Genomic DNA, 17,748 nt, shown 5'->3' on the forward strand with positions numbered 1-17,748 from the left:
CCCGCATCCGGGCCGACCCACCCCGGTCCCGCGCCGCGTGAACCCACCGGTCTCCTCGGCTTCACCGTGTCCGGTGGATGACGGCCGGACCGTCCCGAAGCGGAACGGCCTGCGTGCGGGACCGCCCGGATTCCCCTGCGGCTCGTGGTGCGTGTGGCCGCCGGGCTCTTCGGGGATCGGCCATCGGCTCACGGGGTGACGGCAGGTCAGGCCCGACGCGGACCCCCCTCGTGCGGGGCCGCCCGGTTCTCCGGGGCTTCGCCGTGGGCGCGGAGGCGTGGGGCCGGTCGTCCCGAGGCGGACCGCTCCCGCGCCGGGTCCATCAACGCTGCCGCTCCCGCTCCGGCTCCGGCTCCCGCGCGGGCGCCGCGAGCCGCCGATACCGGCCGGGCAACGGCCCGTGCTCGGCTCGCCCCGGCCCGGCGGGGCCTCGTGGGCGGGAAGGGCGGATTCGCATCCGCGGTGCGCTGCGGCGGGGAGACCGGAGAGGGACCCTCCCGGGGCCGCCGGGGCACCCGGGGCCCGAGGGAGCCGAACCCCCGCACCGGTAGCCTTGCCGCCCGTGACCGCAACCCTCATCTGGATCCTCGTCGGCCTCGTCGCGATCGGCCTCTACCTGAGCTGGACCGCCGGGCGGCTCGACCGCCTGCACGCCCGCATCGACGCCACCCGCGCCGGCCTCGACGCGCAGCTGCTGCGCCGGGCCTCCGTGGCCCAGGAGTTGGCCACCTCCGGTGTGCTCGACCCGGCCGCCTCGATCGTGCTCTACGAGGCGGCGCACGCGGCCCGGCAGGCCGAGGAGGAACAGCGGGAGGTGGCCGAGAGCGAACTGAGCCAGGCCCTGCGGGCCGTGTTCGGGGAGACGCAGCAGGTCGAGGCGGTCCGCGAGGTGCCCGGCGGCGAGGCGGCGGCGGGCGAACTGGCCCAGGCCGTGCGCAGGGTGCCCATGGCGCGGCGCTTCCACAACGACGCCGTACGCGCGGCCCGCGCCCTGCGCCGCCACCGCAAGGTCCGCTGGTTCCGCCTCGCGGGCCACGCCCCGTTCCCGATGGCCTTCGAGATGGACGACGAGCCCCCGACGGCCCTGGCCGACCGCCCGACGACCTGACGCGCGGGGGAGGCGGGGAGGAAAATGAGCCACCGCCTCCCCATTGGCCCTTGCAGTGGCCTGGTCGCCTCGCGTTTCCTCGGTAAGCACCAGTCCACTTTCACCGAGTGAGGTCAACCCGTGTCCAGCACGCTCTCCAACTCCGCCCAGCCCGCCGAGAACACCGCGATCGGCACAGCCCGCGTCAAGCGCGGCATGGCCGAGCAGCTCAAGGGCGGCGTGATCATGGACGTGGTCAACGCCGAGCAGGCGAAGATCGCCGAGGACGCCGGCGCCGTGGCCGTCATGGCCCTGGAGCGGGTGCCCGCCGACATCCGCAAGGACGGCGGCGTGGCCCGGATGTCGGACCCGAACATGATCGAGGAGATCATCGAAGCGGTCTCCATCCCGGTGATGGCCAAGTCCCGCATCGGCCACTTCGTCGAGGCCCAGGTCCTGCAGTCCCTCGGTGTCGACTACATCGACGAGTCCGAGGTCCTCACCCCGGCCGACGAGGTCAACCACTCCGACAAGTGGGCGTTCACCACCCCCTTCGTCTGTGGCGCCACCAACCTGGGCGAGGCCCTGCGCCGCATCGCCGAGGGCGCGGCCATGATCCGCTCCAAGGGCGAGGCCGGCACCGGCAACGTCGTCGAGGCCGTCCGTCACCTGCGCCAGATCAAGAACGAGATCGCCCGCCTGCGCGGCTACGACAACAACGAGCTCTACGCCGCCGCCAAGGAGCTGCGCGCCCCGTACGAGATCGTCAAGGAGGTCGCCGAGCTCGGCAAGCTCCCGGTCGTCCTGTTCTCCGCCGGTGGTGTCGCCACCCCCGCCGACGCGGCGCTCATGCGTCAGCTCGGCGCCGAGGGCGTCTTCGTCGGCTCCGGCATCTTCAAGTCGGGCGACCCGGCCAAGCGCGCCGCCGCCATCGTGAAGGCCACCACGTTCTTCGACGACCCGAAGATCATCGCGGACGCGTCGCGCAACCTCGGCGAGGCCATGGTCGGCATCAACTGCGACACCCTCCCCGAGACCGAGCGCTACGCCAACCGCGGCTGGTAGTCACATGACCACTCCTGTCATTGGCGTCCTGGCACTCCAGGGCGACGTACGGGAACACCTCATCGCCCTGGCCGCGGCGGACGCCGTGGCCAGGCCGGTGCGGCGTCCCGAGGAGCTCGCCGAGATCGACGGTCTGGTGATCCCGGGCGGCGAGTCCACCACGATCTCCAAGCTGGCCGTCCTCTTCGGAGTGATGGAGCCCCTTCGTGCGCGCGTCCGTGACGGCATGCCCGTCTACGGCACCTGCGCCGGAATGATCATGCTCGCCGACAAGATCCTCGACCCGCGCTCGGGCCAGGAGACGATCGGCGGCATCGACATGATCGTGCGCCGCAACGCCTTCGGACGGCAGAACGAGTCCTTCGAGGCGGCGGTCGACGTCCGGGGCGTCGAGGGCGATCCCGTGGAGGGCGTCTTCATCCGCGCCCCCTGGGTCGAGTCCGTGGGAGCCGAGGCCGAGGTGCTCGCCGAGCACGGCGGCCACATCGTCGCCGTGCGCCAGGGCAACGCGCTCGCCACGTCGTTCCACCCGGAACTGACCGGCGACCATCGCGTGCACGGTTTGTTCGTCGAGATGGTGCGCGCGAACCGGACACCGGCATCCTTGTAGGATCTGTGGGGTCTTCCCAGGCTCCGAAGCCTGGGGGAGTCCGTACAGGTTGGGTTACGCGAAGGAGACAGGCAGATGTCCGGCCACTCTAAATGGGCTACGACGAAGCACAAGAAGGCCGTGATCGACGCCAAGCGCGGCAAGCTCTTCGCGAAGATGATCAAGAACATCGAGGTCGCGGCCCGCACGGGCGGCGCCGACGTGGCCGGCAATCCGACGCTGTTCGACGCCATCCAGAAGGCCAAGAAGAGCTCGGTCCCGAACAAGAACATCGACTCGGCGGTCAAGCGCGGCGCCGGCCTCGAAGCCGGTGGCGCCGACTACGAGACGATCATGTACGAGGGTTACGGCCCGAACGGTGTCGCCGTGCTCATCGAGTGCCTCACCGACAACCGCAACCGCGCGGCCTCCGACGTGCGCGTCGCCATGACCCGCAACGGCGGGAACATGGCCGATCCCGGTTCCGTGTCGTACCTCTTCAACCGCAAGGGCGTCGTCATCGTCCCCAAGGGCGAGCTGTCCGAGGACGACGTCCTCGGTGCCGTGCTCGACGCGGGCGCGGAGGAGGTCAACGACCTCGGCGAGAGCTTCGAGGTGCTCTCCGAGGCCACCGACCTGGTCGCGGTGCGCACCGCGCTCCAGGAGGCCGGGATCGACTACGACTCCGCCGACGCCAACTTCGTCCCGACCATGCAGGTCGAGCTCGACGAGGAGGGCGCCCGGAAGATCTTCAAGCTGATCGACGCCCTGGAGGACAGTGACGACGTGCAGAACGTCTTCGCCAACTTCGACGTCAGCGACGAGGTCATGGAGAAGGTCGACGCCTGACGCCTGGCGCCTCACGCAGTGCCACGGGCCGATGGGACACACCCGTCGGCCCGTAGTCCTGTCAGTGGCACCCGATAGCCTGCACGAACCGGGGAACCCCCTGGTGATGGCGGGAAGTCGAAGGAGGGCCCGGGTGCGGGTGCTGGGTGTTGACCCCGGGTTGACCCGGTGCGGTGTCGGAGTGGTCGAGGGAGTCGCCGGCCGGCCCCTGACCATGCGCGGCGTAGGAGTCGTCCGCACCCCCGCGGACGCCGAGCTGGGCCTGCGCCTGGTCGCCATCGAGCAGGGCATCGAGCAGTGGCTCGACGAGTACGAGCCCGAACACGTCGCCGTGGAGCGGGTGTTCAGCCAGCACAACGTCCGTACGGTGATGGGCACCGCCCAGGCCAGTGCCGTCGCCATGCTCTGCGCGGCCCGGCGCGGCATCCCCGTCGCCCTGCACACCCCGAGCGAGGTCAAGGCCGCCGTCACCGGCAGCGGACGCGCGGACAAGGCCCAGGTCGGCGCGATGGTCACCCGGCTGTTGCGACTCGACGCGCCCCCCAAACCCGCCGACGCCGCCGACGCCCTCGCGCTCGCCATCTGCCACATCTGGCGCGCCCCCGCCCAGAACAGACTCCAGCAGGCGGTCGCGGAGAAGCGCCCCCACCAGGACCTCGCGCAGAACAGACTCCAGCGGGCCGTGGCGGCGCACGCCTCGAACGCCCCGCGTCAAGCCTCGAAAGGCCGTACCGCATGATCGCCTTCGTCAGCGGCCCGGTCGCCGCCCTCGCCCCCGACTCCGCCGTGGTCGAGGTCGGTGGCATCGGCATCGCCGTCCAGTGCTCGCCGGGCACGCTCTCCGGACTCCGCACGGGCCAGCACGCCAAACTCGCCACCTCCCTCGTCGTCCGCGAGGACTCCCTCACCCTGTACGGCTTCGCCGACGACGACGAGCGCCAGGTCTTCGAGCTGCTCCAGACCGCGAGCGGAGTCGGTCCGCGCCTCGCCCAGGCGATGCTCGCCGTGCACACCCCCGACGCGCTGCGCCGCGCCGTGGCCGGCGGCGACGAGAAGGCGCTCATCGCCGTCCCCGGCATCGGCAAGAAGGGCGCCCAGAAGCTCCTGCTCGATCTCAAGGGCCGGCTCGGCGAGCCCGTCGGCCCCGGCGGCCCGGCCGTCGGGGCGCCGGTCGCCGCGGGCTGGCGCGAACAGCTGCACGCCGCGCTCATCGGCCTCGGGTACGCGACCCGCGAGGCCGACGAGGCCGTGTCCGCCGTCGCCCCGCAGGCCGAGGCCGCCGAGGGAACCCCGCAGATCGGCCTGCTGCTGCGGGCCGCCCTGCAGACCCTGAACCGAGCACGCTGACCGACGGCCCCGGCACCCGGGCCGAGCCCGCGCCCCGGGGCGACGCCCGGCCGCCGGCCCACCGGCCGCCCCACCACGACGAGACCGCGAGGCACCACCGATGAACTGGGACGACACGACCGACGACTCCGCCGAGCGGCTGGTGGGATCTGTCGCCGAGCGCGAGGAGCAGGCCGTCGAGGCCGCCCTGCGCCCCAAGGACCTGGGCGAGTTCATCGGCCAGGAGAAGGTCCGCGAGCAGCTCGACCTGGTCCTGCGGGCGGCCCGCGCGCGAGGCGCCACCGCCGACCACGTGCTCCTCTCCGGTGCCCCCGGCCTCGGCAAGACCACCCTCTCCATGATCATCGCGGCGGAGATGGGCGCCCCCATCCGGATCACCAGCGGGCCCGCCATCCAGCACGCCGGAGACCTCGCCGCGATCCTCTCCTCCCTCCAGGAGGGCGAGGTCCTGTTCCTCGACGAGATCCACCGCATGTCCCGGCCCGCCGAGGAGATGCTCTACATGGCGATGGAGGACTTCCGCGTCGACGTCATCGTCGGCAAGGGCCCCGGCGCCACCGCCATCCCGCTGGAGCTGCCCCCGTTCACCCTGGTCGGTGCCACCACGCGCGCGGGACTGCTGCCGCCGCCGCTGCGCGACCGCTTCGGCTTCACCGCGCACATGGAGTTCTACGAGCCGGCCGAGCTGGAGCGGGTCGTCCACCGCTCCGCCGGCCTCCTGGACGTCGAGATCGACACCGCGGGCGCCGCCGAGATCGCCGGCCGCTCCCGCGGCACGCCCCGCATCGCCAACCGTCTGCTGCGCCGGGTGCGCGACTACGCGCAGGTCAGGGCCGACGGCATCGTCAGCCGGGAGATCGCAGGCGCGGCGCTGAAGGTCTACGAGGTCGACGCGCGGGGTCTGGACCGCCTCGACCGCGGGGTCCTGGAGGCGCTGATCAAGCTTTTCGGCGGCGGCCCTGTCGGATTGTCCACACTCGCTGTCGCTGTGGGGGAGGAGCGTGAGACGGTGGAGGAGGTCGCCGAGCCCTTCCTCGTCAGAGAGGGGCTCCTCGCCCGCACTCCCCGTGGCCGGGTGGCTACACCCGCGGCATGGGCACATCTCGGCCTCACGCCGCCGAGCCGCTCAGCAGGCGGAAACGGACAACAGGACCTGTTCGGGGCGTGACGGCGCGCGGAGGTACCGGGGCAGGAACCCCGGTGCCATGCTGAGCGTTGTTCCCTGAGCGCGGACTCGCTTAGACTCCGCCGATGCCGCCCCTGTCGACGGCATACATACCCCCATCCAGCAGGCCGCTCACCTTTGCGGTCGAAGAAGGAAGTTCCGACCCGTGAGTCTCGTGACCCTCCTCCCGTTCATCGTGCTCATCGGGGCCATGTTCCTGATGACCCGGTCGGCCAAGAAGAAGCAGCAGCAGGCGGCTTCCATGCGCAACGAGCTGCAGCCCGGCTCCGGCGTGCGCACGATCGGTGGTATGTACGCCACAGTCAAGGAGGTCAACGAGGACACGGTTCTCCTTGACGCCGCTCCGGGTGTGGACCTGCTCTTCGCGAAGAATGCGATCGGTGCCGTCCTCACGGACGACGAGTACAACCGCATCGTCCACGGCATCGAGCACGACCTGAAGGCCGACGGCTCCGTCGTGCCGGACGACGCCTCCTCCCTCACCGAGACCGACGAGCCCGCCGCCGACGCCTCTTCCGACGCCTCCGACGACAAGCCCCTCGACCTCGGCAAGAAGGACGTGGCGGTCAAGCCCGCCGACGAGGCCGACGAGGTGAAGGCCGACCAGGCCGTCGACGTCACGGAGCCGAAGAAGACCGACGGCGAGGCCGACGCGAAGTAGTCACGACCCGGGAGCGCGGCGCGATCCGCGCCGACACCTCCCGGGACGTGCTGTTCTCGCACGGAGTCCCGACACCATGGCATGGCCGTTTGCGCGCTCACCCGGCGCGGGGCGGCCCGAGAGGGAGTACGAGAAGGTGGCAGCACCGAAGAAGGGCCGGAACGCGAGCGCCCAGAGCAGGCCGGGGCGCTCGCTGGCCCTGATCCTGATCGCCATCGCGGCGCTCACCGGAGGGATGTTCGCCTCCGGCAACACCACTCCGCGTCTCGGCATCGATCTCGCCGGCGGCACGAGCATCACGCTCACGGCGAAGAACGAGCCGGGCCAGCCCAACGCGATCAACAAGACCAACATGGACACCGCGGTCGACATCATGAACCGCCGTGTCAACGGTCTCGGTGTCTCCGAGGCCGAGGTTCAGACCCAGGGTGCCGACAACATCATTGTCAACATCCCCAAGGGCACGAACTCCAAGCAGGCCCGCGAGCAGGTCGGCACCACCGCCAAGCTCTACTTCCGTCCCGTGCTGACCACCGAGGTCTCCGGGGCCGACGCGTCGGCCAGCCCGTCGCCGGGCGCCTCCGACAAGGCCACGGACAAGGCCACGGACAAGGCGACCGACAAGGCGACCTCGTCCTCCTCGGCCACCGCGACGCCGTCGGCCACCGCCACCTCCCAGGGCCGTGCCGTCACCGACGCCCTGAAGGCCGGCTCCTCGCCGTCGGCGAGCAGCTCCGCGAGCTCCTCGGCCTCCTCCAGCGCCTCGCCCTCCGCGAGCGCCAGCGTGGACCCCGCGACCGCCAAGCTGCAGGCCGACTACGCCGCCCTCGACTGCTCCGACCCGGCCGCCCGCGCCAAGGCCGGACTGGGCGTCAAGCCGACCGACCCGACGCTGGCCTGTGGCAAGAACTCCTCGGGCCAGTGGCAGAAGTACGTGCTCGGCGCGGCCGAGGTGTCCGGTACGGACATCAAGAAGGCCGCCGCGGAGTTCGACACGCAGGGCGCATCGGGCTGGAAGGTCACGATGCAGTTCACCGGCAGTGGCTCCGAGAAGTTCGCCGCCATCACCGGCAAGCTCGCCAAGAACCAGTCGCCGCAGAACCAGTTCGCGATCGTCCTCGACAACGAGGTCGTCTCCGACCCGTTCGTCAGCCAGGCGCTGACCGGCGGCAACGCGGAGATCTCCGGCAACTTCACCCAGACCGAGGCGCAGGACCTCTCCAACATGCTGAAGTACGGCGCTCTGCCGCTCAGCTTCAAGGAGTCCAGCGTCACCACGGTGACCGCCGCGCTCGGTGGCGAGCAGCTGCAGGCCGGTCTGATCGCGGGCGCCATCGGCCTCGGCCTGGTCATCATCTACCTGGTGGTCTACTACCGGGGCCTGTCGCTCGTCGCCATCGCCTCCCTGCTGGTCTCCGCCGCCCTCACGTACGTGCTCATGGCGCTGCTCGGCCCGGCCATCGGCTTCGCGCTGAACCTGCCGGCCGTCTGTGGAGCGATCGTCGCGATCGGTATCACGGCGGACTCGTTCATCGTGTTCTTCGAACGCATCCGGGACGAGATCCGGGAGGGCCGCACCCTGCGCCCCTCCGTCGAGCGTGCCTGGCCGCGCGCCCGGCGCACCATCCTGGTCTCCGACTTCGTGTCCTTCCTCGCCGCCGCGGTGCTCTTCATCGTCACCGTCGGCAAGGTCCAGGGCTTCGCGTTCACCCTCGGTCTGACCACGGTGCTCGACGTCGTCGTCGTGTTCTTCTTCACGAAGCCGCTGATGACGATCCTCGCCCGCAAGGACTTCTTCGCGAACGGCCACAAGTGGTCCGGTCTCGACCCGAAGCGACTGGGCGCCAAGCCGCCGCTGCGCCGCACCCGTCGCGCGTCCGCCCCCGTCGACACGAAGGAGGCGTGAGATGTCGAAACTCGGCACCCTCGGCGCCCGGCTCCACCGCGGTGAGATCGGCTACGACTTCGTCGGCAAGCGCAAGATCTGGTACGGCATCTCGATCCTGATCACCATCACGGCCATCCTCGGCCTGACGGTGCGGGGCCTGAACATGGGCATCGAGTTCCAGGGCGGCGCCGTCTTCACCACCGAGAAGACCAGTGTCTCGGTGAGCCAGGCGGAGACGTTCGCGGAAGAGGCCTCGGGCCACGACGCGGTCGTCCAGAAGCTGGGCAACGGCGGACTGCGCGTTCAGATCGCCAGCATCGACACCGCCAAGTCGGACGAGATCAAGGAAAAGCTCGCCGCGGACCTGAAGGTCGACTCGGAGAAGATCAACGCCGACCTCGTCGGCCCCAGCTGGGGTGACCAGGTCGCCAACAAGGCCTGGCAGGGTCTGGCGATCTTCATGGTCCTCGTGGTGATCTACCTGGCCATCGCCTTCGAGTGGCGCATGGCCATCGCGGCCCTGGTCGCGTTGATCCACGACATCACCATCACGGTCGGCATCTACGCCCTGGTCGGCTTCGAGGTCACCCCGGGCACCGTGATCGGTCTGCTCACGATCCTCGGTTACTCGCTCTACGACACGGTCGTCGTCTTCGACAGCCTCAAGGAGCAGACCAAGGACATCACCAAGCAGACCCGCTGGACCTACAGCGACGTCGCCGACCGGTCCATCAACGGCACCCTGGTGCGTTCCATCAACACCACGGTGGTCGCGCTGCTGCCCGTCGCGGGCCTGCTGTTCATCGGTGGCGGTGTGCTCGGCGCGGGCATGCTCAACGACATCTCGCTGTCGCTGTTCGTCGGTCTCGCGGCCGGCGCGTACTCCTCGATCTTCATCGCCACGCCGCTCGTCGCCGACCTCAAGGAGAGCGAGCCGCAGATGAAGGCCCTGCGCAAGCGGGTCCTCGCCAAGCGGGCCCAGTCGGCCGCCAAGGGCGAGTCCCTGGAGCCGCAGGTCGCCGAGGGCGCGTACTACGACGACGAGGACCCGGAGGACGTCGCCCCCGCGGTCGTCGGCCCCCGCAACCAGCCCGCGTCCCGCACCCGCGGTCGCGGCCGGCCCTCGGGCAAGCGCCGATGACCGGTATCGAGGAGCTCCTGTCCAGCCGTATCCGTGACGTGGCCGACTACCCGGAGCCGGGGGTGATGTTCAAGGACATCACCCCGCTCCTGGCCGACCCGGCCGCCTTCGGCGCGCTGACCGGCGCGCTCGCGGACATCGCGGTGCGGACCGGAGCCACCAAGATCGTCGGTCTGGAGGCCCGTGGCTTCATCCTCGGAGCCCCGGTCGCGGTGCACGCGGGGCTCGGCTTCATCCCCGTCCGCAAGGCGGGCAAGCTCCCCGGAGCGACCCTGTCGCAGGCGTACGACCTGGAGTACGGCTCCGCCGAGATCGAGGTGCACGCCGAGGACCTGAGCGCGGGAGACCGGGTGCTGGTCGTCGACGACGTCCTCGCCACGGGCGGCACCGCCGAGGCCTCGCTCCAGCTCATCCGCAGAGCGGGCGCCCAGGTCGCGGGCGTCGCCGTGCTGATGGAGCTCGGCTTCCTGGGCGGCCGCGGCCGCCTGGAGCCGGCCCTGGACGGAGCTCCCCTGGAGGCGCTCCTCACGATCTGAGGCCCTGTGCGCCCCTTCCGGGAGGACATATCCCGGGAGGCGCCCCGGAAAGGCCTGAGGCACCCGTAGGACACCGTGGAGGCGGGCCCGGAGGAATCCGGTGCCCGCCTCTGGCGTTGTCGCCGTGGGAGGCCGTCGCGGACGGCCGACCGCGAGTCCGGCGCCCGGGATCGCTACCATGGGGTTTCCGGAGCCTGACCGGGGGACCCGGATCGCGCACGAGGAGTCCTCTTGCCAGACGAGGCCCAGCCACTCGCCCCCAGTGCTGAACGCCTGGGGGGAACCGCCCCCACCAAGCCCGAGCCCGCCTCGGGCCCCGCGGAGACGCCCGCCGGGAAGACCGCGAGCGGGCCGGTCGAGCACGCCCAGTCGGCGCCCGACGACGCGGCTGCCGAGCAGCCACGCCCCAAGCCGGCCTCTCCCGAGCGCCCCGCGGCCACCCCGGCGGTCCGTCCCGCGCCGGGTCAGCCCGCGCGCTCCGGTGGCTCCTCCAACCGCGTCCGTGCCCGCCTCGCGCGCCTCGGCGTCCAGCGCTCGAACCCGTACAACCCGGTCCTGGAGCCGCTGCTGCGGATAGTGCGCAGCAACGACCCGAAGATCGAGACGGCGACGCTGCGGCAGATCGAGAAGGCGTACCAGGTCGCCGAGCGCTGGCACCGCGGCCAGAAGCGCAAGAGCGGCGACCCGTACATCACGCACCCGCTCGCCGTCACCACCATCCTCGCCGAGCTGGGCATGGACCCGGCGACGCTCATGGCCGGTCTCCTGCACGACACGGTCGAGGACACCGAGTACGGCTTGGACACCCTGCGCCGCGACTTCGGCGAGCAGGTGGGCCTGCTCGTCGACGGCGTCACCAAGCTGGACAAGGTCAAGTTCGGCGAGGCCGCCCAGGCCGAGACCGTGCGCAAGATGGTCGTCGCCATGGCCAAGGACCCCCGCGTCCTGGTCATCAAGCTCGCCGACCGTCTGCACAACATGCGCACCATGCGCTACCTCAAGCGCGAGAAGCAGGAGAAGAAGGCGCGCGAGACCCTGGAGATCTACGCGCCGCTCGCCCACCGCCTGGGCATGAACACCATCAAGTGGGAGCTGGAGGACCTCGCCTTCGCGATCCTCTACCCCAAGATGTACGACGAGATCGTCCGGCTGGTCGCCGAACGTGCCCCCAAGCGCGACGAGTACCTCGCCATAGTGACCGACGAGGTTCAGTCCGACCTGCGCGCCGCCCGCATCAAGGCGACCGTCACCGGACGGCCGAAGCACTACTACAGCGTCTACCAGAAGATGATCGTCCGCGGCCGTGACTTCGCGGAGATCTACGACCTGGTGGGCATCCGCGTCCTCGTGGACACCGTCCGCGACTGCTACGCGGCGCTCGGCACCGTCCACGCGCGATGGAACCCGGTCCCCGGCCGGTTCAAGGACTACATCGCGATGCCGAAGTTCAACATGTACCAGTCGTTGCACACGACGGTCATCGGTCCCAACGGCAAGCCCGTCGAACTCCAGATCCGGACGTTCGACATGCACCGCCGCGCCGAGTACGGCATCGCCGCGCACTGGAAGTACAAGCAGGAGACCGTCGCCGGCTCCTCCAAGATCCGCACCGACGTGCCCCGGGCGGCCAAGGGCAGCGCGGGCCAGGACACCGTCAACGACATGGCCTGGCTGCGCCAGTTGCTCGACTGGCAGAAGGAGACCGAGGACCCCAGCGAGTTCCTGGAGTCCCTGCGCTTCGACCTGTCGCGCAACGAGGTCTTCGTCTTCACGCCCAAGGGCGACGTCATAGCGCTGCCGGCCGGCGCGACCTCGGTGGACTTCGCGTACGCGGTCCACACGGAGGTCGGCCACCGGACGATAGGAGCACGGGTCAACGGCCGCCTCGTGCCGCTGGAATCCACTCTCGACAACGGTGACCTGGTGGAGGTCTTCACCTCCAAGGCGGCCGGCGCGGGCCCTTCCCGCGACTGGCTCGGCTTCGTCAAGTCGCCTCGCGCCCGCAACAAGATCCGCGCCTGGTTCTCGAAGGAACGCCGTGACGAGGCGATCGAGCACGGCAAGGACGCCATCGCCCGCGCGATGCGCAAGCAGAACCTGCCGATCCAGCGCATCCTCACCGGCGACTCCCTGGTCACCCTCGCGCACGAGATGCGCTACCCCGACATCTCGTCCCTGTACGCGGCGATCGGCGAGGGCCATGTCACCGCCCAGAGCGTCGTCCAGAAGCTCGTCCAGGCGCTCGGCGGCGAGGAGGCTGCCACCGAGGAGATCGACGACTCGGTACCCAACGCGCGGGGCCGCGGCCGCAAGCGGCGCAGCAGCAACGACCCCGGTGTGGTCGTCAAGGGCGTCGACGACGTGTGGGTCAAGCTCGCGCGCTGCTGCACGCCGGTGCCGGGCGACCCGATCATCGGGTTCGTCACCCGCGGCAGCGGCGTGTCGGTGCACCGCAGCGACTGCGTCAACGTGGACTCGCTGTCGCGCGAGCCCGAACGCATCCTCGAGGTCGAGTGGGCCCCCACCCAGTCCTCGGTCTTCCTGGTCGCCATACAGGTCGAGGCGCTGGACCGGTCCCGTCTCCTGTCGGACGTCACGCGCGTCCTGTCCGACCAGCACGTCAACATCCTGTCCGCGGCCGTCCAGACCTCACGGGACCGGGTCGCCACCTCCCGCTTCACCTTCGAGATGGGCGACCCGAAGCACCTGGGGCACGTCCTGAAGGCCGTACGGGGCGTGGAGGGCGTGTACGACGTGTACCGCGTGACGTCGGCCCGCAGACCCTCCGAGGCCTGACGGCCGACGGTGCCCGGCCGCGTCGGCCGGGCACCGCGCCGCACGAACCGGCCGGGCCCGCCCGGCAGCACGCGTCCCGCAGCACGAGGAGGGCCCCCGTACGAACCGTACGGGGGCCCTCCTCGTGCTGCCGGGTGTATCGCCGGGATCAGCCGCCGAACTCCTGAAGACCCTTCAGGGCCTGGTCCAGCAGCGCCTGACGGCCGTCCAGCTCCCGCTGGAGCTTGTCGGCCTTCGAGGTGTTGCCCGCGGAGCGCGCCGCCTCGATCTGGCCCTGGAGCTTGTCCACGGCGGCCTGCAGCTGACCGGTCAGACCCTCGGCACGCGCGCGTGCCTCCGGGTTCGTCCGGCGCCACTCGGTCTCCTCGGACTCCTGGAGAGCCCGCTCCACCGCGTGCATCCGGCCCTCGACCTTGGGACGGGCGTCACGCGGCACGTGCCCGATGGCCTCCCAACGCTCGTTGAGGGCACGGAACGCCGCGCGGGCCGTCTTCAGATCCTGCACCGGGACGAGCTTCTCGGCCTCCTCGGCCAGCTCCTCCTTGAGCTTCAGGTTCTCCGACTGCTCCGCGTCACGCTCGGCGAAGACCGAACCGCGCGCCGCGAAGAACACGTCCTGGGCGCCGCGGAAGCGGTTCCACAGGTCGTCCTCGTGCTCGCGCTGGGCGCGGCCCGCGGCCTTCCAGTCCGCCATCAGCTCGCGATAGCGGGCCGCCGTCGGACCCCAGTCCGTCGAGCCGGACAGCGACTCGGCCTCGGCTACCAGCTTCTCCTTGACCTTGCGGGCGTCCTCGCGCTGCGCGTCCAGCGAGGCGAAGTGCGCCTTGCGCCGCTTGGAGAACGCCGAGCGGGCGTGCGAGAAGCGGTGCCACAGCTCGTCGTCCGACTTGCGGTCGAGTCGCGGCAGCCCCTTCCACGTGTCCACCAGGGCGCGCAGCCGCTCCCCGGCGGCCCGCCACTGGTCGCTCTGCGCCAGCTCCTCGGCCTCGACGACCAGCGCCTCCTTGGCGTGCCGCGCCTCGTCGGACTGCTTGGCCCGCTGGACCTTGCGCTCCTCACGGCGCGCGTCGACCGTCTCCACGAGCTTGTCCAGCCGCACCTTCAGGGCGGCCAGATCGCCGACCGCGTGGTGGGCGTCCACCTGCTCGCGGATGTGATCGATGGCGGTCTGGGCGTCCTTCGCCGACAGGTCGGTGGTCTTCACCCGCTTCTCGAGGAGGCCGATCTCGACAACCAGGCCTTCGTACTTGCGCTCGAAGTAGGCCAGCGCCTCATCAGGCGTACCGGCCTGCCAGGAACCGACGACCTGCTCGCCGTCGGCCGTACGCACGTACACGGTCCCCGTCTCATCGACGCGGCCCCACGGGTCGCTGCTCACAGCGCCTCCTCCACATGATGCCTGTGAGGGGCGTCAGCGCCCCCTGGCATCGTCCACAGTTTCGTCACGGCCAACATAGGCGACCGCCGGGGCGGCTGTCCGCATCCCGCGCGACCGAAGTTCCGCAGTTGAGGGGTCAGGATTTCGTGACCGTCGCCTTGTTGACCACAACGGTCGCGTTCGGCGCGGTGTTGCCGGTCGTCGGGTCGGCGGCCTGCGCACCGGCGGCGGCGATCTTCGTCAGGACCTTCATGCCCGCGTCGGACAACGTGCCGAACGGCGTGTAGTCGGGCGGGAGCTGACTGTCCTTGTAGACGAGGAAGAACTGGCTGCCGCCGGTGTCGCGGCCCTTCTGCGTCTGCGGGTTGTACTGGTTGGCCATCGCGACCGTGCCCGCCGGGTAGGTGTTGCCCTTCAGGACCTTGTCCTTCAGGTTCTCGTCCGGAATCGTGTAGCCGGGACCACCCGCGCCGGTGCCCTGAGGGTCACCGCACTGCAGCACGTAGATGCCCTCGGGGGTGAGCCGGTGGCACTTGGTGTGGTCGAAGTAGCCCTTGCCGGCGAGGAACGCGAACGAGTTCACCGTGTGCGGGGCGGCGGACGCCTTGAGGGCGATGTCGATGTCGCCGCAGGTCGTCGCCATCTTCATGGTGTAGGCGGCGGCCTTGTCGATGGTGACCGCCGGCTCCTTCTTCCACGTGAGCGGCTTCACCTTGCCCTCTGCGGGCTTCTCGCACGGATCGGGCGCCTTGCTCGTCGGCGTCGCGCTGGGCGTCGCCTCCGCGCCCGCGTTGGTCTTCTTGTCGTCGCTCTTGAAGACCCCGGTCGCGTACGCCGTCGCGCCGCCCGCGACGACCACGCCGACGACCGCCGCGATCACCGCGTTGCGTGTATGGGTCCTCCGTCGAGCGGATGTGCGGCGCTGCTGCTGTCGCAAGAACTTCTCCCGGGCGAGCTGACGCCGCCGCTGTTCCTGGCTGACCACCGGGTTTCTCCTCGTGCGTCTCGTACGTCGAGTGGGACGCGTGCGTCGCCTGAGCCGACCGCCTGCGTGTGCCCCGTACCGTATATGGGTTCGCTGAGGAATCGGCAGCGCCGGTAGGCTCTGATCCACAGCCACCCGCCCGTACGACGCCAGCGCGTACGCCACCACGAAGGACGATCGTGCTCATTGCCGGGTTCCCCGCCGGGGCCTGGGGGACCAACTGTTACCTGGTCGCCCCCGCCGCGGGTGAGGAGTGCGTGATCATCGACCCGGGCCATCAGGCCGCCCAGGGAGTCGAGGAAGCACTCAAGAAGCATCGGCTCAAGCCCGTCGCGGTCATCCTCACCCATGGCCACATCGACCATGTCGCCTCGGTGGTCCCGGTGTGCGGAGCGCACGACGTGCCCGCCTGGATCCACCCCGAGGACCGGTACATGATGAGCGACCCCGAGCGGGCGCTCGGCCGGTCCATCGGCATGCCGCTGATGGGCGAACTGACCGTGGGGGAGCCCGACGACGTACGGACGCTGACCGACGGCACGGAATTGAAGCTGGCGGGTCTCGACCTGTCCGTCGCGCACGCGCCGGGCCATACGAAGGGGTCGGTGACCTTTCAGATGCCCGAGAGCGCGGACATCCCGTCCGTGTTCTTCTCCGGGGATCTGCTCTTCGCCGGCTCCATCGGACGCACCGACCTGCCGGGCGGCGACATGGACGAGATGCTCGACTCGCTGGGCCGTGTGTGCCTGCCGCTCGACGACTCGACCGTGGTGCTGTCCGGCCACGGCGCCCAGACGACCATCGGCCAGGAGCGCGCCACCAACCCGTATCTGCGGCAGGTGGCGGCGAGCCGCCAAGAACGCGGGGCGGACCCGACCTCCGCTCCTCGACGAGGAATGTGACGAGACTTCCGTGAGCACCTTCAAGGCCCCCAAGGGCACGTACGACCTGATTCCGCCGGACAGCGCCAAGTACCTCGCGGTCCGCGAGGCGATCGCCGCTCCGCTGCGCAACTCCGGCTACGGCTACATCGAGACGCCCGGCTTCGAGAACGTCGAGCTGTTCGCGCGCGGTGTCGGTGAGTCCACCGACATCGTGACCAAGGAGATGTACGCCTTCGAGACCAAGGGCGGCGACAGGCTCGCCCTGCGCCCCGAGGGCACCGCCTCCGTGCTGCGCGCGGCTCTGGAGGCCAACCTGCACAAGCTGGGCAACCTCCCCGTCAAGCTCTGGTACTCGGGCTCGTACTACCGCTACGAGCGCCCCCAGAAGGGCCGTTACCGCCACTTCTCCCAGGTGGGCGCCGAGGCGATCGGAGCCGAGGACCCGGCGCTCGACGCCGAGCTGATCATCCTGGCCGACCAGGCGTACCGCTCGCTGGGCCTGCGGAACTTCCGCATCCTGCTGAACAGCCTGGGCGACAAGGAGTGCCGCCCGGTGTACCGGGAAGCGCTCCAGAACTTCCTGCGGGGCCTGGACCTCGACGAGGAGACGCTGCGCCGCGCGGAGATCAACCCGCTGCGCGTCCTCGACGACAAGCGCGAGGACGTCCAGAAGCAGCTGGGCGGGGCGCCGTCGCTGCGCGACTACCTCTGCGACGCCTGCAAGGCGTACCACGAGGAGGTGCGCGACCTGATCACGGCCGCGGGCGTCTCCTTCGAGGACGACCCGAAGCTGGTGCGCGGCCTGGACTACTACACGCGCACCACGTTCGAGTTCGTGCACGACGGTCTCGGCTCGCAGTCCGCGGTGGGCGGCGGTGGCCGCTACGACGGGCTGTCCGAGATGATCGGCGGCCCCGCGCTGCCGTCCGTCGGCTGGGCGCTGGGTGTCGACCGTACGGTGCTGGCGCTGGAGGCGGAGGGTGTGGAGCTCGAAATCCCCTCGGCCACCAGCGTGTTCGCGGTGCCGCTCGGGGAGGAGGCCCGCCGGACGCTGTTCGGCGTGGTCACCGAACTGCGCAGGGCCGGTGTCGCCGCCGACTTCTCGTACGGCGCGAAGGGGCTCAAGGGCGCGATGAAGAACGCGAACCGCAGCGGGGCCCGCTTCACCGTCGTCGCCGGTGAGCGCGACCTCGCCGAGGGCGTCGTGCAGCTCAAGGACATGGAGTCCGGGGAGCAGACGGCGGTCGCCGTCGGCGAGATCGTGGCCGAGCTGCGGTCCCGCCTGGGCTGAGCGGGCACCTCGCCCGGACCCCGGTCCGTGAATGCCGGTGGGACTGAGGGATCTGAGTCCCACCG

16 protein-coding genes are annotated in these 17,748 nt (G+C 70.5%); 14 read left to right on the forward strand and 2 right to left on the reverse strand.

Annotated elements, in window-relative coordinates:
• Window positions 1–562 precede the first annotated feature (562 nt).
• From ACFYW7_RS20855 to ACFYW7_RS20910, 12 genes are all read left to right on the forward strand, one after another.
• Window positions 563–1,108 carry a hypothetical protein gene (locus ACFYW7_RS20855; RefSeq protein WP_389504339.1) on the forward strand — a complete coding sequence of 182 codons (546 nt, stop codon included), beginning with the start codon at window positions 563–565 and terminating at the stop codon, window positions 1,106–1,108.
• A 195-nt stretch (window positions 1,109–1,303) separates the two neighbouring features.
• On the forward strand, window positions 1,304–2,152 hold the full coding sequence (gene pdxS, locus ACFYW7_RS20860) for a pyridoxal 5'-phosphate synthase lyase subunit PdxS (RefSeq protein WP_389504656.1): 849 nt from the start codon (window positions 1,304–1,306) through the stop codon (window positions 2,150–2,152).
• 4 nt (window positions 2,153–2,156) lie between these two features.
• The gene (gene pdxT / locus ACFYW7_RS20865; protein ID WP_389504341.1) at window positions 2,157–2,762 is read left to right on the forward strand and encodes a pyridoxal 5'-phosphate synthase glutaminase subunit PdxT; all 606 of its coding nucleotides are present in this window, start codon (window positions 2,157–2,159) and stop codon (window positions 2,760–2,762) included.
• 75 nt (window positions 2,763–2,837) lie between these two features.
• Window positions 2,838–3,590 (forward strand): YebC/PmpR family DNA-binding transcriptional regulator, encoded by a 753-nt coding sequence (locus tag ACFYW7_RS20870; protein ID WP_389504345.1) that lies wholly within the window; start codon window positions 2,838–2,840, stop codon window positions 3,588–3,590.
• Window positions 3,591–3,723: 133 nt separating this feature from the next.
• A complete protein-coding gene (gene ruvC / locus ACFYW7_RS20875) occupies window positions 3,724–4,329 on the forward strand; it encodes a crossover junction endodeoxyribonuclease RuvC (protein WP_389504348.1) in 606 nt (201 codons plus the stop codon).
• The gene (gene ruvA, locus ACFYW7_RS20880) at window positions 4,326–4,937 is read left to right on the forward strand and encodes a Holliday junction branch migration protein RuvA (protein ID WP_389504350.1); all 612 of its coding nucleotides are present in this window, start codon (window positions 4,326–4,328) and stop codon (window positions 4,935–4,937) included. The genes ruvC and ruvA overlap by 4 nt, the downstream gene beginning before the upstream one ends.
• 100 nt (window positions 4,938–5,037) lie before the next feature.
• A complete protein-coding gene (ruvB, locus tag ACFYW7_RS20885; RefSeq protein WP_389504352.1) occupies window positions 5,038–6,105 on the forward strand; it encodes a Holliday junction branch migration DNA helicase RuvB in 1,068 nt (355 codons plus the stop codon).
• Between the two features lie 163 nt (window positions 6,106–6,268).
• Window positions 6,269–6,784, forward strand: a complete 516-nt coding sequence (yajC, locus tag ACFYW7_RS20890) for a preprotein translocase subunit YajC (protein WP_389504354.1) — start codon at window positions 6,269–6,271, stop codon at window positions 6,782–6,784.
• 136 nt (window positions 6,785–6,920) lie between these two features.
• Window positions 6,921–8,690, forward strand: coding sequence for a protein translocase subunit SecD (gene secD, locus ACFYW7_RS20895; protein ID WP_389504356.1), 1,770 nt, complete (start codon window positions 6,921–6,923; stop codon window positions 8,688–8,690).
• 1 nt (window position 8,691) lies between these two features.
• Window positions 8,692–9,813 (forward strand): protein translocase subunit SecF, encoded by a 1,122-nt coding sequence (gene secF, locus ACFYW7_RS20900; protein ID WP_389504358.1) that lies wholly within the window; start codon window positions 8,692–8,694, stop codon window positions 9,811–9,813.
• The gene (locus ACFYW7_RS20905) at window positions 9,810–10,349 is read left to right on the forward strand and encodes an adenine phosphoribosyltransferase (protein ID WP_389504360.1); all 540 of its coding nucleotides are present in this window, start codon (window positions 9,810–9,812) and stop codon (window positions 10,347–10,349) included. The genes secF and ACFYW7_RS20905 overlap by 4 nt, the downstream gene beginning before the upstream one ends.
• Before the next feature lie 231 nt (window positions 10,350–10,580).
• Complete coding sequence (locus ACFYW7_RS20910) at window positions 10,581–13,145, forward strand: RelA/SpoT family protein (protein WP_389504362.1); 2,565 nt, start codon at window positions 10,581–10,583, stop codon at window positions 13,143–13,145.
• 148 nt (window positions 13,146–13,293) lie between these two features.
• Here ACFYW7_RS20910 and ACFYW7_RS20915 read toward each other — a convergent pair whose 3' ends face one another.
• Entirely contained in the window at window positions 13,294–14,523 is a 1,230-nt protein-coding gene (locus ACFYW7_RS20915; protein WP_389504364.1) for a DUF349 domain-containing protein, read from the reverse strand.
• A gap of 136 nt (window positions 14,524–14,659) precedes the next feature.
• Window positions 14,660–15,508, reverse strand: coding sequence for a peptidylprolyl isomerase (locus tag ACFYW7_RS20920; protein WP_389504366.1), 849 nt, complete (start codon window positions 15,506–15,508; stop codon window positions 14,660–14,662).
• 179 nt (window positions 15,509–15,687) lie between these two features.
• On the opposite strand from ACFYW7_RS20920, the gene ACFYW7_RS20925 reads away from it, so the two are divergent.
• Both ACFYW7_RS20925 and hisS read left to right on the forward strand, forming a co-directional pair.
• Window positions 15,688–16,410 carry an MBL fold metallo-hydrolase gene (locus ACFYW7_RS20925; protein WP_389504368.1) on the forward strand — a complete coding sequence of 241 codons (723 nt, stop codon included), beginning with the start codon at window positions 15,688–15,690 and terminating at the stop codon, window positions 16,408–16,410.
• Between the two features lie 10 nt (window positions 16,411–16,420).
• Entirely contained in the window at window positions 16,421–17,683 is a 1,263-nt protein-coding gene (hisS, locus tag ACFYW7_RS20930) for a histidine--tRNA ligase (protein ID WP_389504370.1), read from the forward strand.
• Window positions 17,684–17,748 lie beyond the last annotated feature (65 nt).

The sequence above is a fragment of the Streptomyces sp. NPDC002580 genome (assembly GCF_042889485.1).
Taxonomy (GTDB): domain Bacteria; phylum Actinomycetota; class Actinomycetes; order Streptomycetales; family Streptomycetaceae; genus Streptomyces.

Excerpts from the sequence above, each read along its gene's own strand:
- ACFYW7_RS20870 (WP_389504345.1), top strand. The coding sequence starts at position 2,838 with ATGTCCGGCCACTCTAAATGGGCTACGACGAAGCACAAGAAGGCCGTG.
- secF (WP_389504358.1), top strand. The coding sequence starts at position 8,692 with ATGTCGAAACTCGGCACCCTCGGCGCCCGGCTCCACCGCGGTGAGATC.
- pdxT (WP_389504341.1), top strand. The coding sequence starts at position 2,157 with ATGACCACTCCTGTCATTGGCGTCCTGGCACTCCAGGGCGACGTACGG.
- ACFYW7_RS20905 (WP_389504360.1), top strand. The coding sequence starts at position 9,810 with ATGACCGGTATCGAGGAGCTCCTGTCCAGCCGTATCCGTGACGTGGCC.
- pdxS (WP_389504656.1), top strand. The coding sequence starts at position 1,304 with ATGGCCGAGCAGCTCAAGGGCGGCGTGATCATGGACGTGGTCAACGCC.
- ruvB (WP_389504352.1), top strand. The coding sequence starts at position 5,038 with ATGAACTGGGACGACACGACCGACGACTCCGCCGAGCGGCTGGTGGGA.
- ruvA (WP_389504350.1), top strand. The coding sequence starts at position 4,326 with ATGATCGCCTTCGTCAGCGGCCCGGTCGCCGCCCTCGCCCCCGACTCC.